This window comes from Bradyrhizobium sp. 33ap4 (assembly GCF_032654765.1).
In the GTDB taxonomy this organism is placed as follows: Bacteria; Pseudomonadota; Alphaproteobacteria; order Rhizobiales; family Xanthobacteraceae; genus Bradyrhizobium; species Bradyrhizobium australafricanum.
This window is the reverse complement of the sequence record NZ_JAUMTJ010000052.1, coordinates 1-22,880: the sequence shown is the minus strand read 5'-3', so window position 1 is coordinate 22,880 and position 22,880 is coordinate 1. Positions and strand designations below refer to the sequence as shown.

Below are 22,880 nucleotides of genomic sequence, written 5' to 3'. Positions count from 1 at the left end.
GATGTCCGACTCGCCCAAACATCCGCTGGATCCCGCCAGTGAGCTCGCAAGCGATAGTTCGGCGATCGATCCCCGTGATTTCCGCAATGCGCTCGGTACGTTCGCAACAGGTGTGACGATAGTCACCGCGATGGCGGCTGAAGGACGGCCCTATGGAATTACTTGTAATTCCTTTGCATCGGTGTCGCTCAATCCGCCACTTGTGTTGTGGAGCCTGGGCATGTTTTCGCAGGGACTGCCGATCTTCCAGAATGCTAGCCATTTTACGGTCAACGTTCTAGACGCGTCGCAACAGGCGCTGGCGGTGCAGTTTGCCAGATCGTCGGGTGACAAGTTCGCGGGCGTAAGCTGGACGCCGGGCCTCGGGAATGCTCCCGTGCTTGCCGATGTGGTCGCGAATTTCCAATGCCGTGCCGCCAACCGCTACTATGGCGGGGATCACGTCATTTTCCTGGGCGCGGTGGAAGCCTACGCCTATAACCGGAACAATCCGCTGGTGTTCGCGCGCGGAGGTTTTGGCGGGTTTTTGGCTGAGGGTGGTGACAAGACATCATGAATCGAAAGACGCCCGTCAAGCGCGTTCGTGCCAAGCAGAGGCGACTATCAGCCGTCGATCGTCGCAGTGAATTCGTTACCAAGGCAACCGAGCTATTTGCGGAGGAGGGATTTGGCGGCGGCACGCGCGCCCTTGCTCACAAGCTCGGCGTAACGCAGCCGCTGCTTTACCGCTACTTTCCGAGCAAGGACGATCTCATCAAGGAGGTCTACCGCAAGGTATATCTCGAACCGCTTGAAATCGGCTGGGAGAAGTTGCTCTCGGATCGGTCACGTCCGCTCCGCGTGCGGCTTCAGGAATTTTACGAGATCTATACCGACGCGATTTTCAACCGAAGATGGCTCCGGATCTATCTCTACTCCGGCCTGAAGGGCCTCGATATCAATCGGTGGTATGTTGGCATGGTCAAGGACAAGATCCTGACACGCATTCTCCGGGAATGCCGCCACGACGCCGGCCTCGCGACGCAAGGCAGGCCCAGCGCCGCAGAACTCGAGCTGGCCTGGGTGTTTCACGGCGGCATCTTCTATTATGGCGTACGCAAGTACATCTACGAAGCGCCTGTCCTCGAGGACAAGGCGCAAATGATCAGTGACGCGCTGGATATCTTCCTCGCGGGATTTGAGAGGATGGCGGAGAGCGCGACCGATCGTCGACGGGCGCCGATCAAGGTCGTCGGCTGACCCGGGCTACATTGTCGCCATCTGCCCCCGATACCAATCTCCGATCTCGCTTGCCGTCATGAGGGCGACGCCGTCATGGCCGATGACGTAATCGAGCAGGGCCTCCAGGTACTTGATACGATGCGGCACGCCCGTGATGTAGGGATGCACCGAGATGGCCATGATCCGCGCGTTCTCTGCGCCCTCAAGGTACAGCCGATCGAACTGGTCAGTGCAGCGGGTCAGGAACTGTTCCGACGGAAGGTGTTGCAGCGCGTGAATGACAATGTCGTTGGTCTCGACCGAATAGGGAATCGTCGTCACGGTGCCGTGCGGCGTGGCGATGTCCTGGGGGAGATCGTCAATCACCCAATCGGCCACGTATTCGATCCCGTTGAGGCGCAGGAGATCGAGCGTTTCTTCGGTTTCGGTCAGGCCCGGGCTTTCCCATGATCGCGGCGGCTTGCCGGTAAATCCAGCAATCGTGTCGACCGCGCGCTTGATTGCGTCCGCCTGGTTCTCGACCTTGTGCATCGGGCCCTGAACAAACCCGTGTCCCATGAATTCGAATCCCGCCTCGCGCGCCGCCGACGCCACACGCGGATAGCTGTTGCAGACGTTGGCGTTCGCAGCCAGCGTCACCGGTATCTTTCGATCGGTGAGGGCTTTGAACTGTCGCCAGAAGCCGGCGCGCATGCCGTATTCATGCCACGACCAGTTCGGCACGTCGGGCAGCAGGGGCTGGCCCATCGGTGGGCTCAGCACGGTGCGTGGCATCGCATTCTCGATGCGCCATTCCTCGACATTGAGGATAACCCACACGGCAAGCTTCTTGCCGTCAGGTAATGTCAGTTTCGGTCGGTCGACCTGCGCCTGGTACGGAATGCGATCAGTAAAGGCCATGTCGAACCTCCTTCACGTCGATGATCCGGCAGCGGTGGCATTGATCCGCGGCAGGACCCTCTCGGCCATCAGGATCATCGATTGACGGCCAAGCTCGCGATCTTTCCAGTCCTTGCCGGCGTAAAGCAGGGTTCCGAAGGTGCCAATCTCTTCCTGGAACGCCAGCAACTGGTCAGCCACGCTTTCGGGCGTGCCGTAGATGATCAATTTGTCGCAGATCGATTCCAGTGTGACCTCAGCGTCGGCTTGATCCCGTCGCGTCTTGAACAACTCGAGCCGGCCACTACGCTTCAGCTTCGTGAACAACTGGTGATAATAGTACACGTACGGACTGTCTGATGACGTGGCATAGGCCTTCGCGGTTGCTGCATCCCTTGCCACGAACACGCTCTTGGCGACGCGCCAATTGGCAGGCTCGGCTGCCCGGTTCGCGCGCGCACAACCCTCGACATATTTCGGCCAGTGGCTCTTCACCCAGGCCGACATCAGGAAGTTTGCCGAGATCGGATCCCAGCCGCGCGCCGCCGCCTCCGTGACACCTTTTGAGAATGGCGCCACCGCGGTTACCACGATTGGCGGGTGAGGCGCCTGCAAAGGGCGAGCGACGATTCCCTGGCCGATGTCCTCGATCAGAGTCCGTTTGACCGAGACGTTCCAATATTTGCCCTGCAGATCATAAGGCGGTTTACCAGCCCAGATATCAAGAACCTGGTTGATGGCCTCAAGGAACATGGCATTGCGGTCGGCATCGAGATTGCCGAAAACCTCCGCGTCGGACAGCAATCCACCGGGGCTGATTCCAAGGATGAAACGGCCATCAAGCATGTGATCGAGCATGGCGACGGACGCTGCGATAGCTGCCGGATGCGTGTTTGGCATGTTGATCGTACCGGTTCCGAGCTTGATCTGTTTGGTTGCGGCTGCGAGCCAGGCAATGAAGGCGATGCTGGAGGTGATGTTCTCGGCCTTGTCGGTGACGTGTTCGCCGACATACGCCTCGGTGAAGCCGAGCTCGTCCGCGAGCAGAAAGGCCTCGCGATCCTCCCGGAGCGATTGCCGCCAATCCTTGTCGAGAGGATGGATCGGCATCGTAAAAAAACCGAGCTTCATGATCCGCCTCCCCGCGATTTGAACTTTAGTTGGCAAGGAACCTGCGGCCTTCCCGAGGCGAAGACAAGTCCTGCCGCACAAATAATCACTCGATAAACAAGCTTGACCTTTGAAGAGGGCGGCCCTCTAATCGGGCAAACCAAAATTGGGCCCGGGAGGCCACGCCCACATGAAAGCTGCGGCTTTCGCCTACGCCCGCGCGACCAGCGTCGTGAACGCGCTGGAGTTGCTCGCCATGCACGGCGACAAGGCGAAGGTTCTGTCGGGTGGTCAGAGCCTGATGCCGGCGATGAACCTGCGGCTCCTGTCTCCGGACATCCTGGTCGATATCGGCGGCCTCGCCGAGTTGCGCGGCATCACCGTGAGGGGAGACGTGCTGGTCATTGGCGCGCTGACCCGGCACGTCGATCTGCTCAGATCGCCGGAGGTTGCACTGCACGCGCGGCTGTTGCGCGATGCCGTTGCCCACGTTGCCCATCCCGCAATTCGCAATCGCGGAACGATCGGCGGTAGCCTCGCTCACGCCGATCCTGCCTCGGAGCTGCCGGCCTGTGTTGTGGCGCTTGACGCCACGATCGTTGTTCGGGGCTCGGCCGGCGAACGCCGGATTACTGCGACGGCGTTTTTCAGGGGAATTTACGAAACGGCACTGTTGCCCGACGAGTTGCTTGTCGCGGTCGAGGTGCCGGTCGCAGGCCAAGGCTCGACATTTTTCTTTCAGGAATATGCCCGGCGGCATGGCGACTACGCTGTCGTTGGTCTCGCCGCCCGTGCCGTAGTTGCGGCCGGCAGGTTCTCAGCTCTTCGCCTCGGCTTCTTTGCTGTTGGCGACCGGCCATTGCTCGCGGCGGCCGCCGGCAAACTGATCGATGCCACGGTAACTCCCGCCTTGCTCGCAGAGGCGACGGCCGCATTGGCCGATGAACTCGATCCACAGGAGGACCAGCAGGCGACCGCGGCCATGCGTCGACACCTCGCGACGGTCTTGCTCCGGCGCTGCGTGGCAGCATTGCTGGCACGGCCAGAACTGGAAACGGGAGTCGGCAAGTGAACGCTCCGGTACCGGTCTCGCTTCTGGTCAATGGCGAACCCATCGACGCCTTCGTCTTGCCGCGGCTCAATCTTGCTGATTTCCTCCGCGAGAATCTCAAGCTTACCGGAACTCACGTTGGGTGCGAGCACGGCGTTTGCGGTGCCTGCACGGTCCGGCTCGATGGCGAGATCGTTCGCTCCTGTCTGATGCTGACGGTCCAGGCGCAGGGCGCGTCAGTCGAGACAATCGAGGGGCTGTCTGACAGCGGTGAGATAGCCGATCTTCAGGCGGCATTTCGCGAGCGCAATGCATTGCAGTGTGGCTTTTGCACGCCTGGGATGCTGATCACGGCGCAGGACTTGCTGAAGCACGTGTCCGTGCCTGATCGTCGAGCAATCCGCGAACATCTTTCCGGCAACTATTGCCGCTGCACAGGCTATCAGGCCATCGTGGATGCGGTGGAGGCGACAGCCAAGACGCGCGCGGAGCGGGGCGTATGACGGTGACGCGGGCGCCAGCAGACACGCTTTCGGTGCTTGATCGCCCGAATTCCTACATCGGCAAGACCGTACCGCGGCCGAACCTCGACAGGTTACTGCAGGGGCGGGGCCAATATGTCAGTGATCTCGAATTGCCGCGGATGGCGCATGTGGTTTTTCTACGGTCGCCACATGCCCACGCCAAAATCGCAGCGATCGACGCCGAGGCGGCAAGGCGCATGCCCGGTGTCGTTTCCATCGTCACGGGTCGTGAACTTGAAGCGGTCATCACGCCGTGGGTCGGGGTGCTCTCGCACCTGAAGGGACTGAAGTCAGCGCCGCAGCACGCGATCGCGGTCGACCGCGTGTGCTGGCAGGGCGAGGCCGTTGCAGCGATTGTGGCGACCAGCCGTGCTGCAGCTGAAGATGCCATGGAGCACATTTCAGTCGACTACGAGGAGCTCGAGGCGGTCACGGACATGCGTGCTGCGCTCGATCCGGCAGCTCCCGTCATTCATGCTGCGCTCGGCGACAATCTTGCCTTTGAGCGGACGCTCGACGCCGGCGACGTCGATCATGCATTGTCGGGGTCCGAACTCGTCGAGGCCGACTTCGTATTCGGGCGCCACACCGGCGTGACACTTGAACCGCGCGCCGTCGTTGCCGATTGGAATGCGGCCGAGGCACGGCTCACGATCTATCAGGGCACGCAAGCGCCCCATATGGTGCAGAACATCGCGGCGCTGCATCTTGGGTTAGGGGAAGCGCAGGTCCGGGTGGTCTGCAAGGATGTCGGCGGCTCGTTCGGCATCAAGGTCCATATCTACGCCGACGAAATGGCGACCTACGCGCTGTCCAAGCTGTTGCGTCGGCCAGTCAAGTTCGTGGCGGACCGCGTCGAGAGTTTCAACACGGACATCCACGCCCGCGATCATCGATGCAGGGGTCGGATCGGCGTCAGGCCGGACGGCACCATCACAGCCTTCGAGATCGACGACCTGACGGGGATCGGCCCGTATTCGATGTATCCGCGCACCAGCGCCATCGAGGCCAATCAGGTGGTCAACCTGGTCGGTGGGCCCTATGCCACGGCGAACTATCGGGCACGGGCGCGCGTCGTTTTCCAGAACAAGAACGTAATGTGCCAGTACCGGGCGGTCGGACACCCGATCGCCTGTTCGGTCACCGAAGGCCTGGTCGATCTGGCGGCAGCGAAGATCGGCATGGACCCCGTCGAAATCCGGCGGCGCAATCTGATCGCCGACGATGCCTATCCGTGTGCATCGCCCTCGGGCATGAAGTTCGAGCAGCTTTCGCATCACGCCTCGTTGACCAAGCTGCTTCAGATGATGGATTACGACGCGTTGCGGGCTGAGCAAGCGGCCTTGCGCGCCAGAAACGTCCATCGAGGCATCGGAATCGCGAGCTTCATCGAGGTGACCAATCCCAGCGCTGCCTTCTATGGCGTGGGCGGCGCGAAAATCTCATCGCAGGATGGCGTTGCGGTCCGGCTCGACGCGCAAGGGTCGGTGATCTGCCAGACCAGCATCACGGAACAGGGGCAAGGGTCGGAATCGCTGACGGCCCAGATCGTCGGCAGCGTGCTTGGCGTTTCGATGGAACGCGTTCGCGTCATCCTGGGCGACACCGACCACACGCCCTATGGCGGTGGCACCTGGGCCTCGCGCGGTGCCGGCATCGGCGGCGAAGCTGCATTGCAGGCAGCCAAGGCCCTGCGAGAGAATATCCTGGACGTCGCCGCGGCCATCCTGCAATCGACGCCGGCCGAGCTCGATATCGTCGACAACGGTATCGTCAACGCCGCCGACGGCGCGCCGCGCATCGAACTGCACGAGCTTGCGCGGATCGTCTATTTTCGACCGGACACCCTGCCGCCCGGCATCCAGCCCGAATTGATGGCGACCCGGCATTTCGTTCCGCGCCAATATCCCTTTGCATTCACCAACGGCGTTCAGGCCTCATGGCTCGAGGTCGATACCGAGACCGGGTTCGTCAAGCTGCTGAAGCATTGGGTTGTCGAGGACTGCGGCACCATCATCAATCCGCAACTGGTCGACGAGCAGATCCGGGGCGGGGTCGTGCAGGGTCTCGGCGCGGCGCTGTTCGAGAAGTGCATCTACGACGAACGCGGTCAGCTGACCAATGCCAATATGGCGGACTATCTGGTCCCGATGTCCGGCGAGATGCCCGATATCGGGGTCGGCCACGTGGTGTCTCCGACGCAGGAATCGGAGCTGGGAGCGAAAGGGGCAGGTGAGGCGGGGACGGCCGGCGCGGCAGCTGCGGTGGCCAACGCGGTCAATGACGCGCTCCGGCCGTTCGACGCAACAATTACCGAGATTCCGCTCACGCCTCAGGTTATCCTGACCGCCCTGGGACGGATCTGAGTGGAGACGTTCCGGGCAACGATAATACGATACGCAAAACGCAGACAGTTCTTGGGGAGGAATAGTCATGACGAAGAAGGTCACCAAAGCTGGATCGATATCACGGCGTCGTCTGCTGACGACGGCAAGCGCCGGCGCCGTTCTCGCCGTCTCGCCTTTTCGCATCAATCTGCTTCAGGCCCAGGAAGCGCCCATCAAGATCGGCTTTCCGGTTCCATTGACCGGTCCATACGGCGCCGAGGCCCAGGACCAGGTGCGGGCGGGTCAGCTTGCTGTCGCCCAGTTCAATGATGCCGGCGGTCTCAACGGCCGCAAGGCCGAGCTCGTTGTGCGTGACGACAAGCTGAATCCGGGGGAGGCGGCGACGCGGACCCTGGAATTGGTCGAGAAGGAGAAGGTGAATTTCGTCGTCGGCAGTCTGTCCGCGGCGGTTCAGCTCGCGATCAACAACGTCACCAAGGAACGCGGCGTCATCTTCAATTCGATCAGCCAGTCCGACGCCATCAACGAGGCGGCAGATTTCAGCAAATACACGTTCCACGAAGCGCTGAACCCGCACATGACGTCAGGGGCGGTCGGGCGCTACGCCTTCACCAAATTCGGCAAGAAGGTGGCGTTTCTCACGGCGGACTATGCTTATGGTCACGAGATGGTTCGCGGCTTTCTCGAGGTCGGCAAGCAGTTCAACATCGAGAACCTCGGTGACATCCGTCATCCGCTTGGAACGACGGATTTCTCGACCCTGCTGCCGCGTCTCCAGGCGCTCAAGCCCGATATTCTATGCATCAGCAATTTCGGCCGCGATCAGCAGATCGCGCTGAAGCAGGCGACCGACTTCGGCATCAAGAAATCGATCCAGATCATCGCGCCGCTGCTGTCGCATGCCAGTCGCGTTGCGGCGGGCCCCCAGGCATTCGAAGGCGTCGTCGGGGGCTGCTCGTTCTTCTGGGGCATCGAGGACAAGTTCGCCTCGACCAAGGCGTTCAACGACGCGTTCCGCAAGATGTATGACGGCAAGTTGCCTACCGACTACGGTGCGCTAGGCTATGGCGGTGTTCGGACGGTGCTCGAGGCGGTCAGGGGCGCGGGCAGCGTGGAGACCGACAAGGTCGTCGCGGCACTGGAGGCTCTGAAGTACGACTACTACAAGGGGCCGCAATACTATCGCAAATGCGATCACCAATCGGTGCAATCGGTGCTCGTGATCAAGTCGAAGTCCAAGGACATGAAGAACGAGTCAGATGTGTTCGAGGTTCTATCGACCGAAGAGCCTAACGAGAAGAACCTGCGTACCTGCGACACGCTTGGCCACAAGAGCTGAGCCATGCGCCGGCGCGCACCGCGGAGCGGTGCGCGTCCTGAGGGGGGGACAAATGGCGGGCCTGAGCTTTGATCTGATTGCACTGCAACTATTCGCTGGGCTGGCGCTCGGCGCGATCTACGTGCTGTTTGCGATCGGCCTCTCGCTGATCTTCGGGATGTTGACCGTCGTCAACTTCGCCCATGGCGCGTTCTACATGGTCGGCGCCTATGTCGGGCTGTACCTGATTTCGATCGGCGGCAATTTCTGGCTCTGCTTGCTGGCGGTACCGCTTCTGATCGGGCTGTTCGGCCTTGCCGTCGAGCGCGTGCTGATCCGGCCGCTTTACGGCCGCGGCATCGATTATCCGCTGCTGCTGACCTTCGGGCTGAGCTACGTCATGGTCGAATGCGTGCGCATTGCCTTCGGCAAGACCGGTTATCCATTCGACACGCCTGAGCTGCTGCAGGGGGCCGTCGACATCGGTGTCGGATATTTTCCACTTTACCGCCTGTTCGTGATCGGCGCGACGGCCGTTGTCTTGTTGGCGCTCTGGCTGTTTCTGGAGAAGACCAGCTTCGGACTCATTATCCGCGCCGGCGCGCGCGATCCGCAAATCGTCCGCGTCCTCGGGGTCGACGTTTCCAGGGTCTGGTTGATCGTGTTCGGGATAGGCACCGCGATTGCGGGCTTTGCCGGGCTGCTGGCTGCCCCGCTTCAAGGCGTCATTCCTGAGATGGGCGGCACGATTCTCGCCGAGGCTTTCGTGGTGACGGTCGTAGGAGGCATGGGCTCGATCGGTGGCGCCGTACTGGCGGGCCTCCTCGTTGGTGTGGTGGTCAGCATGACGTCGCTGTTTGCGCCCGAGATGGCCAAGGTTTCGATCTTTGCCCTGATGGCCATCGTCCTGATCGTTCGTCCCCAAGGCTTCTTCGGCCGCGCCGGACTGATGAGCTGAGAGCCAGGGATGATCGGAGCCACCGAATCCATCAAACAGTCTCGTGCCACGACGGGCAGTTGGTACGAATTCGCAACGCGGCATCGCGCCAGCATCGTGGCCGCGGTGATCCTGATTTTCCCGTTGGTGATGCCGTTCACGGCCCTCGCGGTGAACATCCTGATCTATGGATTGTATGCCGTCGGCTTCAACCTCGTGTTTGGTTATCTCGGTCTGCTGTCGTTTGGTCATGCCGCGCTGTTCGGAACCGGTGCCTATCTCTGTGGCATCGCCATCGTGCATTTTGGCTGGCCATGGTATGCGGCCATCGCAGCCGGGATCGCCGGCGGCCTGTTGATGGCATCGTTGATTGGCGTGCTCGCGATCAGGACCCGCGGCATCTACTTCGCGATGGTAACGATGGCGCTGTCGCAGTGTGTCTACTACCTGTTCTATCAGGCGGTTGACCTGACCGGTGGCGAAAACGGCCTCCGCGGCATCAATGTCCGCACCATCGATCTGTTCGGCTTGCGGCTCGACTTCATCAATCCGATGATCCGTTACTATGTCATCGCGGCTTTTGTGATTGCCGCTTTCTTCGTGATGTCGCGCATTCTCGCCTCGCCATTTGGCGCCGTCATTGAGGCCGTGCGGGAGAATGAGATGCGCGCCCGCGCGTCAGGCTATGACGTCACCAAGACCCGATTGCTGACCTTCGTTTTGTCAGGCGGCTTCTGCGGTCTCGCGGGAGCCTTGCAGGCGCTGCATCTGTCGATCGTTCCGATCGAGATCCTGCACTACGAGACCTCGGGCCTGGTCGTGATGATTGCTCTCCTGGGCGGTATGGGGACGTTCTTCGGGCCGATGATCGGTGCCGCGGTGTTCCTGGTCCTGGAGAACGTGGTCTCCGTGTGGACGGTTCACTGGCAACTGATCGTTGGCGCCATTTTCATTGCATGCGTGCTGTTCTTCCCCGCCGGCATCTGGGGCACACTGATCGCGCGAGGCAGGCGATGAGCGCCGCCGAAGGCCAAACCGCGGAAATCATTCTGCGTACCAGGGGCGTCGGCAAGACGTTCGGGAAGTTTGTCGCGCTGAACAATATCTCGGCGGAGTTTTCCAGAGGGGCGATCACCTCCATTATTGGCCCGAACGGGGCCGGTAAGAGCACCTATTTCAATTTGCTGTGCGGCGCGTTTGCGCCCACCAAAGGCAGCGTTGAATTCGAGGGCAAGGATGTCACCGGGCTGCCGCAGCACCGCTTTGCGCATATGGGGATCGCAAAGTCCTTTCAGATCACCAGCGTGTTCCCGCAGCTCACGACCCGTGAAAACATCCGCGTCGGTCTGCAGGCGCTGGTGTCGAGATACGACATCTGGCGTCCCCGCGCGCGCCTGACCGAGCTAGTCGAGCGGGCGGACGAGCTGCTTGCGCTGGTCGGATTGTGGGAATCTCGCGAACGTGCCGCCAGGACGCTGGCCCATGGCGAGCAGCGGGCGCTGGAGATCGGCATGGCGCTTGCCAGCCAACCCCGGTTGCTGTTGCTGGACGAGCCGACGGCCGGCATGAGCCCGGAGGAGACCCGGACCATGATGGATCTGATCGTGAAGCTCGCAAAGGAGCGTACGGTCATCCTCGTCGAGCACAAGATGAAGCTGGTGCTCGGGATCAGCGATCGCATCCTCGTGCTGCATCACGGAGAACTTCTCGCCGAAGGAACGCCGCAGGAGGTCCGGCAGAACGAGGCGGTGAAGCGCGTCTATCTCGGCCAGCGGGAGCATTGACGAATGCTGCAGATCAGCAAGCTCAATGCCTGGTACGGCGCAAGTCACGCGCTGCAGGACATCACTCTCGAGGTGACCAAGGGCGAGATCGTCTGCCTGATCGGTCGCAATGGAGCCGGCAAGACGACGACGCTGAAATCGATCATGGGGTTGATGGGACGAACGCGCGGCTCGGTCACCTTCAAGGGCAAGGAGCTGCTGAGCCGGCCGGCGCATGTGCGCTTCGCGCTGGGACTTGCCTATGTTCCCGAAGAGCGGCGGATTGTGCAGGGATTGTCGGTCCGGGAAAATTTGCGGCTCGGGCTGGTGGCGTCGTCGGCCAAAAAGCGGGAAGCCGAGCTGATCGACGAGATCGCGATGATATTCCCACGGCTGGCCGAGCGCATGGACCAGGAGGCGGTCACGATGTCCGGCGGCGAGCAGCAAATGCTGGCGATCGCGCGGGCGATGATCGCAAAGCCCGACCTGATCATGCTGGATGAGCCTTCGGAGGGCATCATGCCGGTCCTGGTCGACGAGATGTTCGAGCTATTCCGCAACATGAAGGCACAGGGAACGACGGTGCTGCTGGTTGAGCAGAATGTCGAGCTCGCGCTTGGCATCGCCGATCGTGCCTACATCCTTGATCAGGGGGCAGTGGTGCACCAGGCCTCGGCGCAGGCCCTGCTGGCCGACGACGAGATCAAGGAGCGATATTGTTCGGTGTGAGCGGGCTTTCCGGTCTCCCGCCGGCGCGAACGGACCTTACTCCGCAGCGCGCGCGATCGCGTCGACCTTGCGGGTGGTGACGACGACCTTGATCGCGTCATCCACGCGATCCCGTGCATATCTGAGCGCCGTCGGCAGGTCTTCCAGCGGAAACGTATGCGTGTGGATCCTTGTCGCGTCGAATCGCTTCGCTGCCATCAATTCCATGGCGCGGCGAGTGGCGCTGCGGCCCTCGCCGCGGATCCCGTAAGCGTAGATGTTGTTTCGCACGAGATGCGCGATGTCCAGCGTCGCAGCCTCGTGTGGGAAGGCGGCCAGACAAATCTTGCCGCCACGATTGGTCATGTGAATGGCCTGGTTGAGTGTCGCTTCGGTGCCGGCACATTCGACGACATAGTCCGCGCCGATTCCCCCTGTTAGTTGCTTCACGACCTCAACGGCGTCTTCGTCGTTGATGTTGATGACGCGGTCGGCCCCCAATTCCCCGCCGATCGCCAGCCGCTTGTTGCGCGTGCCGGTCAGAATCACCGGGCTTGCGCCAAGCGCCTTGGCCACGGCAACTGCGAGAAGTCCGATCGGCCCCGGGCCGATCACCACGACGCTCTCGCCGGCCACCAATCCTCCCAATTCCGTCAAGCCGTACATCGACGTGCCTGCGGTCACCACGAGCGTCGCCTCCGCATCGCTCATGCTATCCGGTACGCGCGCCAGCGTATTGATGTGGTTGACTGCGTACTCCGCGAATCCGCCGTCGGTCGTAAAGCCGTTGGCGCGGTGGCCCTTCTCCGGCTTTCCATAGTTGAGACAGGATGTGTACATGCCCTGGCGGCAGCGTTTGCATTGACCGCAGCCGGCATGGATCTCGACGCTGACCCGCTCGCCGATCCTGAATTCGTCAACGTCCGGTCCGAGTGCGGCGACCGTGCCCATGTATTCGTGGCCCGGCGTGAAGTTCTTGTTGAAGGGCAGGCCGCCCTCAATGCTTGCCGGCGACCCGGCATGGATGATTTCGAGATCGGTGGCGCAGATCGCAACCGCATCGATGCGCACCAGCACCTCGGCACGCGCGGGGACCGGCGTCGGCTTTTCGCAAAGCAGGAGCCGGCCGGGGTCACCCAGGACCCAGGCCTGCATCAGGCCGGGAACGGGCAGATCAGGCGATGTGTTGACGCCGGGCGGCTGGTACATGGGCTTCCTCTTTCGGCCGTCAGCCTAGCGCGAAACCAGTGGCTGCCGCGAGCACCCGATGGTCGGCATCGGAGCCGTTGCATTTGCTGCACGGCAGCAAGCGCGTCGCAAAACATTCATACGCGGCCTATACTTGGTCGCCCGGTTGATGTTGAAATCCTCATTGCATCCTCTCCCAGACCGGAGCCTCCCATGAAGACCGTCCGCCTTGTCCTTGCGTTGCTGGCGCTGATGCTGATCGCGCCGTGGCAATCCGCCAGGGCGGCCGACGTGATCTGCTACAATTGTCCGCCGGAATGGGCGGATTGGGCCTCGATGCTGAAGGCGATCAAGGCGGATCTCAACTACGATATCCCGCATGACAACAAGAATTCCGGCCAGGCGCTGGCCCAGATCCTGGCCGAGAAGAGCAATCCGGTCGGCGATATCGGCTATTTCGGCGTGACTTTCGGCATGAAGGCCAAGGCGCAGGACGCGCTCGAGCCCTACAAGCCGGCGCATTGGGATCAGGTCCCGGCCGGCCTCAAGGACGCGGATGGCTACTGGACCACGATCCACTCCGGCACGCTCGGCCTGTTCGTGAACAAGGATGCGCTTGGCGGCAAGCCGGTGCCGGCCTGCTGGAAGGATCTCCTGAAGCCCGACTACAAGGGGATGGTCGGCTATCTCGATCCGTCGTCGGCGGCGGTCGGCTATGTCGGCGCGGTCGCCGTCAATCTGGCGCTCGGCGGCTCGCCAGGCAACTTCGATCCGGCGATCAGCTTCTTCAAGGAGCTGCGCAAGAACGATCCGATCGTACCCAAGCAGACGTCGTATGCCCGCGTCGTCTCCGGTGAGATGCCGATCCTGTTCGACTACGACTTCAATGCCTATCGCGCGAAATATTCGGAGAAGGGCAACTTCGAGTTTGTGATTCCCTGCGAGGGATCGGTGGTGTTTCCCTATGTCGTTGGTCTCGTGAAGAACGCGCCCGACAAGGAGAAGGCCAAGAAGGTGATGGACTATCTCTTGTCCGACAAGGGGCAGGCGATCTGGACCAATGCCTATCTGCGTCCGGCCCGCCCGATCGAGCTGCCGGCTTCCGTGAAGGGGAAATTCCTCCCCGACAGCGACTATGCCCGCGCCAAGAGCGTCGACTGGGGCGAGATGGAAAACGTGCAAAAAGCCTTCGTCGACCGCTATCTCGCCGAGGTTCGCTGAGGCAATATGGTGCCCTTCGCCGGGGCACCATTCTTCCGATGTCGCAAAAATCCTTCGTTTGGCTCTGCCTGCTGCCGCTCGCGGTCGTGACCACGGCATTCTTCCTGCTGCCGATGGCACGGCTGGTTGTCGCAGGCGCCGAAGGGCCGCATGGGCTCGCCGGATATCTCGCCATCCTGACCGAATCTCGTTATCGCGCGACGCTGATCAATACCGTGCTCCTGGCGGCGGCAACGACCGTCGTCACGCTGATCGTGGCGACGATCGCCGGAATGTTTCTGCAGCGGCACCGCTTTCCAGGCCGGGCCGTGCTGATCGCGATGCTGACCTTTCCGCTGGCGTTTCCCGGCGTGGTGGTCGGCTTCATGATCATCCTGCTGGCGGGGCGGCAGGGGCTGATCGGCGATCTGTCGAACCGGATCTTCGGCGAGAAGTTCGTCTTCGCCTATTCGATCTACGGGCTGTTCCTCGGCTATCTCTACTTCTCGATCCCGCGCGTGATCCTGACCATCATGGCGGCCGTGCAGAAGCTCGATGTCGGTCTGGAAGAAGCCGCGCGTTCGCTCGGCGCCAGCCCCTGGGCGGTCCAGCGTGACGTCGTGCTGCCGGCGCTGGCGCCGGCCTTCGTTGCGTCCGGCGCGATCGCATTTGCGACCGCGATGGGCGCCTTCGGGACTGCGTTTACGCTGGCGACGAATATCGATGTGCTGCCGATGCTGATCTATACCGAGTTCACGCTGGCCGCCAATTTCGCGACCTCGGCCGCCCTGTCGGTGGGACTTGGCCTGATCACCTGGCTCATCCTCGCGCTCGCCCGCTCGTTCAGCGGCAGCGCGGTCGCGGCGGCCGGGTGAACGCATGCGTGATCGCTTGATCTTCACCGGCCAGTTCATCTTCACGCTGCTCGTTGCCGCCTTCCTGGTCGTCCCCGCGGGGTTGTCGATCTCCGCCGGCGTCACCGTGAACTACTTCCGGGGCATCCAGTCCGGCGTGACCCTGCAATGGGTCGCGCAGGTCTGGGAGCTCTATGCCGGCACCATCCTGCTCTCCTTCGTGATCGCATTCGCGACCCTTGCGGTCACACTGCTTGCCGGCGTTCCCGCAGCCTATGCGCTGCATGCGCGGGGAGGCCGGCTTGCGCGCATCGTCGAGGAGATCATTACGCTGCCCTTGGCGATCCCCGGGCTTGCGATTGCGCTTGCACTGCTGCTCGCCTATGGCAGCTTCGGCGACTTTCGCCGTTCCTGGCTGTTCATCCTGGTTGGCCACGTGATCTTCACCATGCCGTTCATGGTGCGGTCGGTGATGGCGGTGTTCGCGACCGTGGACATCAAGACGCTGGATGAGGGGGCGGCCTCGCTCGGGGCATCGCCATGCCGACGCTTCCGCGACGTCATCGTGCCGAACGCGCTACCCGGAATTCTCGCCGGCGCGCTAATGGTAGTCACGCTGTCGCTCGGCGAATTCAACCTGACCTGGATGCTGCATACGCCGTTGACGAAGACACTGCCGATCGGGCTCGCCGACAGCTACGCCTCGATGCGGCTCGAAGTGGCGTCGGCCTATACGTTGATCTTCTTCGTGATGATCATTCCGCTGCTGGTCGCAATGCAGCTATTGGCCGACAGGGATCACAAGCGATGAGCACGGCCGGGCATGGCGCAGCGGTGCGGATTGAGGCGTGCGGCAAGACCTTTACCGACGGCACGCGCGCGCTCGATCCCGCGACCCTCGACATTGCGCGTGGCGAGACGCTGGTGCTGCTTGGGCCGTCCGGCTGCGGCAAGACCACGATGCTGCGCATCATCGCGGGCCTCGAGCTGCCAGATGTCGGCGGCAAGGTCCTGTTCGACGGCAAGGACATGACCTCGGTCCCGATCGAGCGGCGCAATGTCGGGATGGTGTTCCAGTCCTACGCCCTGTTCCCCAACATGACGGTGGCGGACAATATCGCCTACGGGCTGAAGATCCGCGGTGTTGCCAGGGGCGAGCGTGCCGCACGCGTCGCCGAGCTGGTTGCTCTGACGAACATCACGGGATTGGAGAATCGCCGCATCGACCAGCTTTCGGGCGGCCAGCGTCAGCGCGTCGCCCTGGCGCGCGCCGTCGCGATCCGGCCCGGCATCTTGCTGCTCGACGAGCCCTTGACCGCGCTCGACGCCGCGTTGCGGGACCGGCTGCGCAGCGAGCTCAACCGGCTGTTGCGAGCGCTTGGGATCACGACGATCTATGTCACCCACGATCAGTCCGAAGCCATGGAATTGGGCGACCGGATTGTCGTGATGCGGAAAGGCGCAATCGCCCAGATCGGTACGCCCCGCGAGGTCTACTTCGCGCCGAAGGACCGGTTTGTGGCGGAGTTCATCGGAGCGGCGAACATTGTAGAGGCTCCGGTCGAGAACGGCGTTTTGATCCTGCCCGGCGGGCGGCTGCCGATCGAGGGTGGCGCGACGACCGCGAACGCGACCGTCATGATCCGCCCCGAAACCATTCGCGTGACGGAGGCGGGCGCGGGTTTGCTCTCGGGACTCGTCGATTCCGTCAGCTTCATCGGCGACCGGCAGCGGCTCGTCGTGAGTGATGCATCGAGCAAGCCGCTCAATGTCGACGCTCCCAACACGATTCAAGCCAGGATCGGCGATCGTGTCGGGCTTTCGATCGCGCCCGACGCTGTCCGTCTGCTCCCTTCCGAACCACGAGATTGATCGATGCCGTCGAAACCGATCCTCATCGCCCAGATTTCCGACCTCCACATCAAGCCGCCGGGAGCGTTGGCCTATGGCCGGGTCGATACCGCGAAGGCGCTTGAACGCTGCGTGGTGGCGATCAATGGATTCGAGCCGGCGCCCGATTTCGTCGTCATCTCGGGCGACCTTGTCGATACGCCGTCGGTCGAGGAATACGACCATCTCAAACGACTGCTCGCGCCGTTGCGCGTTCCGTTTGCCGGAATTCCCGGCAATCACGATTCGCGTGCGTGGATGCGCGCCGCGTTTCCTGCCGCACCCTATGTTCACGCGACAGGCCCGCTCGACCAGGAGATCGAGGTGAATGGCCTCGATCTGCTGCTGCTTGATTCAAGCGTTGCCGGGAAGCCTCATGGCATGCTCGAGCCGTCGACGCTGCAATGGCTGGACGCGACACTGGCGGCAGCAGACCGGCCCGCGCTGCTTTTCCTGCATCACCCGCCGTTCAAGGGCGGCATCTGGCACATGGACCGCCAGGACCTTTTCAATGCCGCAGAACTGGCAGCAATCGTCAGGCGCCATCCGCGGGTGCGTTTGATCGGCTGCGGGCACGTCCATCGTGCCATGCTGACCTCCTTCGCCGGGATTCCCGCGACATTGTGCCCCGCGCCGAACCATGCGGTTGACCTGGACCTCGGACAGCTCCGCGAACCGTCGTTCAAGGTGGAACCGCCGGCATTTCATTTGCACACGTGGTTTCCCGGTCCGGATTTTGGACAGTTGGTCACGCACCAGGTCCCGATCGGTCAGTTTGACGGGCCGCATCCGTTCTTTGGGCCGGACGGCAAGCTGCTGTGAGCTGGCCGCGTTGACCCCTCGCACCGACGGGATCTTGCCAGGCGAGATTGTCGCGGATCGGTCGGGCATGTCGGATCAAGGGCAGCCCGTCGCCTGCAATTGAGCGTTGCATCGACGCAGATTTATTCCAAATTGTACCTTGGATGCCTCCCAATGCGCCGGCTCGGTCCCTTTGTTGCTGTAGGCCCCCGGGGGGGCTATACTTCTGTCTGCTTTCATTGATCGATGGCTTTGTCGGCGTCCGCTGTGCTGGCGGGCCGATTGAACGCAACACAATCAGTCTGGATCACGATGACCGGAGCGCCGCCCATAGAACGAACTTCCGGCGCGCCGTTGTTTTCGAACAACAAGCTGTCGGTGTTGCGCAAGCATCCCTATTTCGCCGATCTCGAGCCCGAAGCATTCGATCAGCTCTGCCGCTACGCCAAGCACACCACGCTGAAGCGGGGCACGACGATCTTTTCCAAGGGCGATCCGGGCACCAGCCTGATTGCGGTGATCTCGGGCACGGTCAAGATCAGCATCTCGTCGCCGGATGGTCGCAACGCGATTTTGAACCTGATCGAGGCCGGAGAGATCTTCGGCGAGATCGCGCTGCTCGACGGCTTGTCGCGGACGGCCGATGCCACCGCCAACACCAATTGCGAGCTGTTCGTCATTGACCGGCGCGAGTTCATTCCGTTCGTGCGCAGCCAGCCGACGCTTGCGATGAAGTTCATCGAGCTGCTTTGCGAAAGACTGCGCCGGACCAGCGATCAGGTCGAGCAGGTCATCCTGCAGAACCTGCCCGGCCGTCTGGCCAGCGCGCTGCTGCGACTGAGCGACAAGCACAAGCCGCAGGGACGCACCATCTCGATCACCCAGCAGGAGATCAGCGAGATGGTCGGGATGACGCGCGAGAGCATCAACAAGCAGCTCCGGGCGTGGGCAATACGCGGTTGGGTCAGGCTCGAGCATGGCGCGATCGTCGTGTTGAAGCGCGAGACCCTCCAGGAGCTGGTCGACGCCGGGGCGAACGACGGCGAGTAGTCGCGCCGGCTGCCCGGTCGGTCGCGCATTTCACGAAACGGTGAGCTGAACAAGGCCTGTGAAGCCATTCACATCGGCCTTGCGTGCGCTGCGGTAAGCGACGCGTCAAGGGAGCACAATATGGAGGAATCCATGCAGAGCTCTTTCGACAAGCGGCGGCAGAACCCACAGCACAATTACCAGAGCTTCAGCATCAAGCTTGTCGCGCTGCCGCTGCTCGTCATCGTTGCGCTGATCGGGATGCTGGTCAGTCACCCGGCTGCGGTCAGATGGATATCGGACGCGGCGCAAGCGGAGTTCGTCGGAACCGACACCGTCTACACTGATCCGATACCCAATATCGCGCAGGTGGCACCAACGGTGCGGCCGGGCAGCGAGATCCGGACGGTGAAGGCCTACTGATCGTTGATGCCGTCGTCGCGCAAGGCGCGACGACAGGCGCTTGTTCAACAGCAAGCCGTCCTCACGCGGCTACTCCAAGCAGCTTTGCTGCGGTCCGCCCGAGAATATTGGCCTTGTCATCGTCGCTCAGCGACGACGAGGCGAAGATGTGGTCGACCGGCGCCAGTTGCCATGGATAGGGATAGTCGCTTCCCAGCACGATCTGGCCGGCGCCGACCTGGGCGGCGAGGTGCCGGATCGCCTCCGGCGTGAAGATCAGAGAGTCGAAATATATCTGCTTCAGATACTCCGCCGGCGCCTTCTGGAGCTTGATCTCCGGATTGCATCCCTTGGGTCCAACCAGACAGGCATGGTCCGAGCGGTCGGCGTACGAGCCGAGATAACCGCCGCCATGTGCGGCGATGATTTTCAGCCCCGGGAAGCGATCGAGCGTGCCCTCGAAGATCAAATGGGAGAGTGCGATCGTGGTCTCGAGCGGATTGCCGATCGTGTTGCCAAGCCACCCATTGCCGGAGAGCCGCTTGTTGAGCTCGGGCACGCCCTGCGGATGGATGAACAAGGGAACGCCGAGTTCCTCGGCCTTGGCCCATACCGGATGAAACTTCGGATTTGAGAATTCGGCGCCGTCGACGACACCGCCGATCGCAGCGCCCTTCAGCCCCTGCTTTCTCCTGCACCGCAAGGTCCGGTGCCTGCAGCGTCAGCGAGGCGAACGCCGCGAACCGGTCGGGCTTCGAGGCACAGAGTTCGGCGAGCTTTTCATTCTGGATTTTCACGATCTTTCCGGCCAGATCGCGGTCGCGGTCGTACCAGAACGGATTGATCGAAAGCACCTCCATGTCGATGGCCTGCGCGTCCATTGCAGCCAGTCGCTTGTCGATCTCGATGAAGGCCTCGCTGGCGCCGTTGACCGGCGGCAATTGATATTTTCCGGCGTCCGCGCCGAGCAGCGCGCCCGCCTCGCGGAAATGGCAATGCGCGTGAATGTCGATCGTCTTGACACGTTTGCCGTTGACCGTGACCGGCAACTGCTGGCGCGGTTGCTGCGCATTTGCGTTGTGGACGAGCCCGCAGCCGCAGAACACGATGCCTGCCGCCGCATTTGCTCCCGCTTTCAGGAAATCCCGCCTTGTAGTCATGACGATCGCCTCCCTGGTTGTTATGTTATGGAGGGGGAGCGTAGGGATGCTGGCTAGTGCTCGCAAGATCACACGCTGTGCGTGTCGCGCAATGTTGATCTGCTCAGACCGGCTTGATCCCCGCCTTTGCGATGATGTCGCGCCATTTCGGCACTTCGTCTGCAATACGCCTGCGCGTGCCATTGCGCTGTTTGCGGGCAAGTCGCCGTGTAATGGATAGCATTCAGTCAGATCGGCAATGCGTCACCCTCGATCGACTTTGATCAGGTCGCGAACACGACAAATGCCAATATCACGACCGCACCGCACCGTTCAGCATGCAAGTGATGGCATTGATCACTATCGCCACTTTCGCGAGCGCTTTTCGAGCGGATTGGCGCCGCCAGCAATCGCGCCTTCTGGACCAAAGGCCACTCAGCCCTCTCGCGATTTCGCGCTGATGTGGGACATCAAAGGTTTTCTGGCGCCACCCCCAAAATCGTCTGTTCCCCGTCGGACTGAAACCGCGACAGATCGCCGTCCGTCGCCATCCGCTTGTTCATCATCCACTAACCTTGCGCTTTCACCGCATTTGCTAGCTGCCAACGCCGTGAAAATGCCCGGCCAATCAAGACGAATCTCCTGGTAACGATAGCGGGATTTCCTCAAGAGTCGACGCGACCCAGCGGTGTGCGGCGGAGCCGCGTGCTCCGTTGGCGGAACGGAACGGCGATTTGATGCTAAAATGAAAGAAGCGAGGCCGAAATAGGGTCTGCTTACGCCGAAGCCGACCAGACGCGAGCACTGCCTCGTCTAAGCAACAAGGAAACGTCCTCGTGAGAAGACGGGTTCGATGGGAGGGAAAATGGACCGAAACCTGGTGATCCTGAATGTGACTGGTTCGGAGACGATGTTGCGTTCCGACGGACATGCTGCCATTCGACTGGAGACTAAGGAGATGGGCCCCGTCGCCTTCGAGGTGAGCCTTCAGGCAATTGCCGCACTTCGTCGGCACTTGGCGCGAGCAGAAATGCATATTCTTCAGAGTCAGAATCAGACCAAAAACTGATTATCTTCAGAAGATGTCACTAGACTAAGGTGGCTATCAAATTCCCCCCTGAGGTCCGAGGGCGGGAATCCAATCGGAGGCGCCTGCAAGTCTAATGGTGGTGTTACCGACGCAAATAGACCGGCGCCGTCTTGAAGACGACGGTACGTTCGCCGTGCGACTTCTTATCGTTTGACGAACGGCGTTGACCGCAGCGGATTTTTGATTCCGCCATTCGGAGGTTCGATCCCTCCCGCTATCAGGCAAGTGCCTGAAAATGCATGAGAATAGGCCCAAAATGGCTGACTTCTACGGATCGCGTCGGTCTCCGTCATCTCGGCGTTTACTGCTTCCGAGCCCAGACGGCCGAAAGTCTCCCGCCGTGTCCCCGGAAGTTCCCATTTTGGCGAGCGACCCGGCGGAAACTGATTCGATCAAGACTGCCACCCGACCCGGCAGTTGGCCGATCAGGTTGACCGACAATCTAGGGATATGACTCTCGTCCCTCGCATCGTGGAGGCGGTCAACACGAACTTGCCTAGCTACTATCGGACGCTGCAGAACATTGCGACAAGAAATGGCTTTGCTTACTCTGGCGAGTTGCGACGCGAAAACTACGAAGCGATGTATGCCGTTGCAGAAAAATACGGCAAGCTGAATCGTTGATCCCGAGATATGGTGTGCCGCTCTGGGAGCAGGGAATGACGGCCTACCTTAAGACATCGCCGCCGAACGACCGGCGCATATGCGGCGCCGGCTGCGTCGCATTAAAGAATGGCGCAGAGCGCACTTCTGTCGGTTATTGGACGGGCCAGACCGCGGTACGGCGATCAGTGCGGCGCGGCTCTACCTTGAAGTTGGTGCGCGGCGCATGGCGGTGGAGCGGGGGCTTGTTTAGACGCACATCATCAGAAGTTTGAAAGTGAAATGCAGGCCCGTCTATTGGGTGTGGCAGGCATCATTCGGCGTCATGCCAATGCTGACTGCATCGGTGTACTGAGTGGCCCTCAATACGTGAGGTACGAGGCGCCCTACGGGGCGCTATTCTGTGTGTGCCGAGCATGACCGGCAGCTTGGAGGTGGAAGTCCTCTATCCAGCCTGATGACGGTGAAGGATTAGCGAAGCGCAAGGGCGTCATCGCGAGGTGGGGTCTGAAGGAAGCGTGGAGCAAAGCCGCGGCCCGATGGACAAAAACCGGATAACGAGGCCTACCCGGCCGGACGAGCGAGCACGTGATCGCGAAGTCCACGGTCATCAAGGGCCGGGGTGGTAAATCCGGCGGGCGTGCGGCGAAGGCGGTCGATCTTACCTCGGGAGATCTGCGCTGCGTCTCGGCAACGAGACTGAGGTCGTCGTAAGGCGATCTGACCGCAGTGCAGAAGTCAGCAGAGGGCATAGTGTGCGCTGGGCAGCGCATGAGTCAGGAGGGTTCAAGTCCCTCCGGCGCTCGAATGAGGGGCGCCGTATCC

Annotated in this window: 24 protein-coding genes and 1 pseudogene; 19 read left to right on the top strand and 6 right to left on the bottom strand. The window is 61.7% G+C overall.

All coding sequences use genetic code 11. The features are described 5' to 3' along the window. The first annotated feature begins 1 nt into the window (after position 1). Together Q2M23_RS32060 and Q2M23_RS32055 are read left to right on the top strand one after the other, a co-directional pair. Positions 2-556: a flavin reductase family protein gene (locus tag Q2M23_RS32060; RefSeq protein ID WP_076834073.1), complete on the top strand. Its 555-nt coding sequence runs from the start codon at positions 2-4 to the stop codon at positions 554-556. Then, positions 553-1,239 carry a TetR/AcrR family transcriptional regulator gene (locus tag Q2M23_RS32055; protein WP_018272811.1) on the top strand — a complete coding sequence of 229 codons (687 nt, stop codon included), beginning with the start codon at positions 553-555 and terminating at the stop codon, positions 1,237-1,239. The genes Q2M23_RS32060 and Q2M23_RS32055 overlap by 4 nt, the downstream gene beginning before the upstream one ends. A 6-nt stretch (positions 1,240-1,245) precedes the next feature. Here Q2M23_RS32055 and Q2M23_RS32050 read toward each other — a convergent pair whose 3' ends face one another. Next, positions 1,246-2,121: a polysaccharide deacetylase family protein gene (locus Q2M23_RS32050; protein WP_316398179.1), complete on the bottom strand. Its 876-nt coding sequence runs from the start codon at positions 2,119-2,121 to the stop codon at positions 1,246-1,248. 12 nt (positions 2,122-2,133) lie between these two features. After that, positions 2,134-3,231, bottom strand: a complete 1,098-nt coding sequence (locus tag Q2M23_RS32045) for an LLM class flavin-dependent oxidoreductase (protein ID WP_316398178.1) — start codon at positions 3,229-3,231, stop codon at positions 2,134-2,136. Positions 3,232-3,400: 169 nt separating this feature from the next. Between Q2M23_RS32045 and Q2M23_RS32040 the strand changes: the two genes are divergently transcribed. From Q2M23_RS32040 to Q2M23_RS32005, 8 genes are all read left to right on the top strand, one after another. Then, positions 3,401-4,282 carry a xanthine dehydrogenase family protein subunit M gene (locus tag Q2M23_RS32040; protein ID WP_316398177.1) on the top strand — a complete coding sequence of 294 codons (882 nt, stop codon included), beginning with the start codon at positions 3,401-3,403 and terminating at the stop codon, positions 4,280-4,282. Then, entirely contained in the window at positions 4,279-4,764 is a 486-nt protein-coding gene (locus Q2M23_RS32035) for a (2Fe-2S)-binding protein (RefSeq protein ID WP_316398176.1), read from the top strand. The genes Q2M23_RS32040 and Q2M23_RS32035 overlap by 4 nt, the downstream gene beginning before the upstream one ends. Continuing rightward, the gene (locus Q2M23_RS32030) at positions 4,761-7,151 is read left to right on the top strand and encodes a xanthine dehydrogenase family protein molybdopterin-binding subunit (protein ID WP_316398175.1); all 2,391 of its coding nucleotides are present in this window, start codon (positions 4,761-4,763) and stop codon (positions 7,149-7,151) included. The genes Q2M23_RS32035 and Q2M23_RS32030 overlap by 4 nt, the downstream gene beginning before the upstream one ends. 67 nt (positions 7,152-7,218) lie before the next feature. Further along, the gene (locus tag Q2M23_RS32025; protein WP_316398174.1) at positions 7,219-8,472 is read left to right on the top strand and encodes an ABC transporter substrate-binding protein; all 1,254 of its coding nucleotides are present in this window, start codon (positions 7,219-7,221) and stop codon (positions 8,470-8,472) included. A gap of 52 nt (positions 8,473-8,524) precedes the next feature. Then, entirely contained in the window at positions 8,525-9,409 is an 885-nt protein-coding gene (locus Q2M23_RS32020) for a branched-chain amino acid ABC transporter permease (protein ID WP_076834052.1), read from the top strand. A gap of 9 nt (positions 9,410-9,418) precedes the next feature. Continuing rightward, positions 9,419-10,405 (top strand): branched-chain amino acid ABC transporter permease, encoded by a 987-nt coding sequence (locus tag Q2M23_RS32015; protein ID WP_316398173.1) that lies wholly within the window; start codon positions 9,419-9,421, stop codon positions 10,403-10,405. Beyond that, on the top strand, positions 10,402-11,172 hold the full coding sequence (locus Q2M23_RS32010; protein WP_316398172.1) for an ABC transporter ATP-binding protein: 771 nt from the start codon (positions 10,402-10,404) through the stop codon (positions 11,170-11,172). The genes Q2M23_RS32015 and Q2M23_RS32010 overlap by 4 nt, the downstream gene beginning before the upstream one ends. A 3-nt stretch (positions 11,173-11,175) precedes the next feature. Further along, positions 11,176-11,880, top strand: a complete 705-nt coding sequence (locus Q2M23_RS32005; protein ID WP_316398171.1) for an ABC transporter ATP-binding protein — start codon at positions 11,176-11,178, stop codon at positions 11,878-11,880. 36 nt (positions 11,881-11,916) lie between these two features. Here the strand turns inward: Q2M23_RS32005 and Q2M23_RS32000 are convergent, their stop codons facing one another. Then, a complete protein-coding gene (locus Q2M23_RS32000; RefSeq protein ID WP_316398170.1) occupies positions 11,917-13,068 on the bottom strand; it encodes a zinc-dependent alcohol dehydrogenase in 1,152 nt (383 codons plus the stop codon). A gap of 192 nt (positions 13,069-13,260) precedes the next feature. On the opposite strand from Q2M23_RS32000, the gene Q2M23_RS31995 reads away from it, so the two are divergent. From Q2M23_RS31995 to Q2M23_RS31975, 5 genes are read left to right on the top strand one after another with little or no spacing between them, the layout of a single operon-like run. Continuing rightward, positions 13,261-14,268: an ABC transporter substrate-binding protein gene (locus tag Q2M23_RS31995; protein ID WP_069275426.1), complete on the top strand. Its 1,008-nt coding sequence runs from the start codon at positions 13,261-13,263 to the stop codon at positions 14,266-14,268. 38 nt (positions 14,269-14,306) lie between these two features. Continuing rightward, on the top strand, positions 14,307-15,122 hold the full coding sequence (locus tag Q2M23_RS31990) for an ABC transporter permease (protein ID WP_076834043.1): 816 nt from the start codon (positions 14,307-14,309) through the stop codon (positions 15,120-15,122). A 4-nt stretch (positions 15,123-15,126) separates the two neighbouring features. Then, positions 15,127-15,912 (top strand): ABC transporter permease, encoded by a 786-nt coding sequence (locus tag Q2M23_RS31985; protein WP_316398169.1) that lies wholly within the window; start codon positions 15,127-15,129, stop codon positions 15,910-15,912. After that, on the top strand, positions 15,909-16,973 hold the full coding sequence (locus Q2M23_RS31980) for an ABC transporter ATP-binding protein (protein ID WP_316398168.1): 1,065 nt from the start codon (positions 15,909-15,911) through the stop codon (positions 16,971-16,973). The genes Q2M23_RS31985 and Q2M23_RS31980 overlap by 4 nt, the downstream gene beginning before the upstream one ends. A 3-nt stretch (positions 16,974-16,976) precedes the next feature. Beyond that, positions 16,977-17,813: a phosphodiesterase gene (locus tag Q2M23_RS31975; protein ID WP_316398167.1), complete on the top strand. Its 837-nt coding sequence runs from the start codon at positions 16,977-16,979 to the stop codon at positions 17,811-17,813. A 215-nt stretch (positions 17,814-18,028) separates the two neighbouring features. Here Q2M23_RS31975 and Q2M23_RS31970 read toward each other — a convergent pair whose 3' ends face one another. Further along, a complete protein-coding gene (locus Q2M23_RS31970) occupies positions 18,029-18,181 on the bottom strand; it encodes a hypothetical protein (protein WP_233442928.1) in 153 nt (50 codons plus the stop codon). On the opposite strand from Q2M23_RS31970, the gene Q2M23_RS31965 reads away from it, so the two are divergent. Continuing rightward, on the top strand, positions 18,171-18,842 hold the full coding sequence (locus Q2M23_RS31965; RefSeq protein ID WP_233442927.1) for a Crp/Fnr family transcriptional regulator: 672 nt from the start codon (positions 18,171-18,173) through the stop codon (positions 18,840-18,842). The two genes, Q2M23_RS31970 and Q2M23_RS31965, sit on opposite strands and share 11 nt — an antisense overlap. Positions 18,843-18,974: 132 nt before the next feature. Next, a complete protein-coding gene (locus Q2M23_RS31960; RefSeq protein ID WP_141342844.1) occupies positions 18,975-19,244 on the top strand; it encodes a hypothetical protein in 270 nt (89 codons plus the stop codon). Between the two features lie 61 nt (positions 19,245-19,305). On the opposite strand, the gene Q2M23_RS31955 is transcribed toward Q2M23_RS31960, so the two are convergent. Beyond that, positions 19,306-19,926, bottom strand: a complete 621-nt coding sequence (locus Q2M23_RS31955) for an amidohydrolase family protein (protein WP_316398166.1) — start codon at positions 19,924-19,926, stop codon at positions 19,306-19,308. Positions 19,927-20,329: 403 nt separating this feature from the next. Beyond that, a pseudogene (locus tag Q2M23_RS31950) lies at positions 20,330-20,383 on the bottom strand (twin-arginine translocation signal domain-containing protein); the annotation flags it as partial. 844 nt (positions 20,384-21,227) lie between these two features. Between Q2M23_RS31950 and Q2M23_RS31945 the strand changes: the two are divergent. Both Q2M23_RS31945 and Q2M23_RS31940 read left to right on the top strand, forming a co-directional pair. Further along, positions 21,228-21,431, top strand: coding sequence for a hypothetical protein (locus tag Q2M23_RS31945; RefSeq protein ID WP_076834276.1), 204 nt, complete (start codon positions 21,228-21,230; stop codon positions 21,429-21,431). A gap of 438 nt (positions 21,432-21,869) precedes the next feature. Further along, positions 21,870-22,076, top strand: a complete 207-nt coding sequence (locus tag Q2M23_RS31940) for a hypothetical protein (RefSeq protein ID WP_141342846.1) — start codon at positions 21,870-21,872, stop codon at positions 22,074-22,076. Positions 22,077-22,880 lie beyond the last annotated feature (804 nt).

What these genes read in the sequence shown, in the direction of transcription:
- Q2M23_RS32060 (WP_076834073.1), top strand. Translation starts at nt 2, where the DNA reads ATGTCCGACTCGCCCAAACATCCGCTGGATCCCGCCAGTGAGCTCGCA.
- Q2M23_RS32055 (WP_018272811.1), top strand. Translation starts at nt 553, where the DNA reads ATGAATCGAAAGACGCCCGTCAAGCGCGTTCGTGCCAAGCAGAGGCGA.
- Q2M23_RS32050 (WP_316398179.1), bottom strand. Translation starts at nt 2,121, where the DNA reads ATGGCCTTTACTGATCGCATTCCGTACCAGGCGCAGGTCGACCGACCG.
- Q2M23_RS32045 (WP_316398178.1), bottom strand. Translation starts at nt 3,231, where the DNA reads ATGAAGCTCGGTTTTTTTACGATGCCGATCCATCCTCTCGACAAGGAT.
- Q2M23_RS32040 (WP_316398177.1), top strand. Translation starts at nt 3,401, where the DNA reads ATGAAAGCTGCGGCTTTCGCCTACGCCCGCGCGACCAGCGTCGTGAAC.
- Q2M23_RS32030 (WP_316398175.1), top strand. Translation starts at nt 4,761, where the DNA reads ATGACGGTGACGCGGGCGCCAGCAGACACGCTTTCGGTGCTTGATCGC.
- Q2M23_RS32025 (WP_316398174.1), top strand. Translation starts at nt 7,219, where the DNA reads ATGACGAAGAAGGTCACCAAAGCTGGATCGATATCACGGCGTCGTCTG.
- Q2M23_RS32020 (WP_076834052.1), top strand. Translation starts at nt 8,525, where the DNA reads ATGGCGGGCCTGAGCTTTGATCTGATTGCACTGCAACTATTCGCTGGG.
- Q2M23_RS32015 (WP_316398173.1), top strand. Translation starts at nt 9,419, where the DNA reads ATGATCGGAGCCACCGAATCCATCAAACAGTCTCGTGCCACGACGGGC.
- Q2M23_RS32010 (WP_316398172.1), top strand. Translation starts at nt 10,402, where the DNA reads ATGAGCGCCGCCGAAGGCCAAACCGCGGAAATCATTCTGCGTACCAGG.
- Q2M23_RS32005 (WP_316398171.1), top strand. Translation starts at nt 11,176, where the DNA reads ATGCTGCAGATCAGCAAGCTCAATGCCTGGTACGGCGCAAGTCACGCG.
- Q2M23_RS32000 (WP_316398170.1), bottom strand. Translation starts at nt 13,068, where the DNA reads ATGTACCAGCCGCCCGGCGTCAACACATCGCCTGATCTGCCCGTTCCC.
- Q2M23_RS31995 (WP_069275426.1), top strand. Translation starts at nt 13,261, where the DNA reads ATGAAGACCGTCCGCCTTGTCCTTGCGTTGCTGGCGCTGATGCTGATC.
- Q2M23_RS31990 (WP_076834043.1), top strand. Translation starts at nt 14,307, where the DNA reads ATGTCGCAAAAATCCTTCGTTTGGCTCTGCCTGCTGCCGCTCGCGGTC.
- Q2M23_RS31985 (WP_316398169.1), top strand. Translation starts at nt 15,127, where the DNA reads ATGCGTGATCGCTTGATCTTCACCGGCCAGTTCATCTTCACGCTGCTC.
- Q2M23_RS31980 (WP_316398168.1), top strand. Translation starts at nt 15,909, where the DNA reads ATGAGCACGGCCGGGCATGGCGCAGCGGTGCGGATTGAGGCGTGCGGC.
- Q2M23_RS31975 (WP_316398167.1), top strand. Translation starts at nt 16,977, where the DNA reads ATGCCGTCGAAACCGATCCTCATCGCCCAGATTTCCGACCTCCACATC.
- Q2M23_RS31960 (WP_141342844.1), top strand. Translation starts at nt 18,975, where the DNA reads ATGCAGAGCTCTTTCGACAAGCGGCGGCAGAACCCACAGCACAATTAC.
- Q2M23_RS31945 (WP_076834276.1), top strand. Translation starts at nt 21,228, where the DNA reads ATGGACCGAAACCTGGTGATCCTGAATGTGACTGGTTCGGAGACGATG.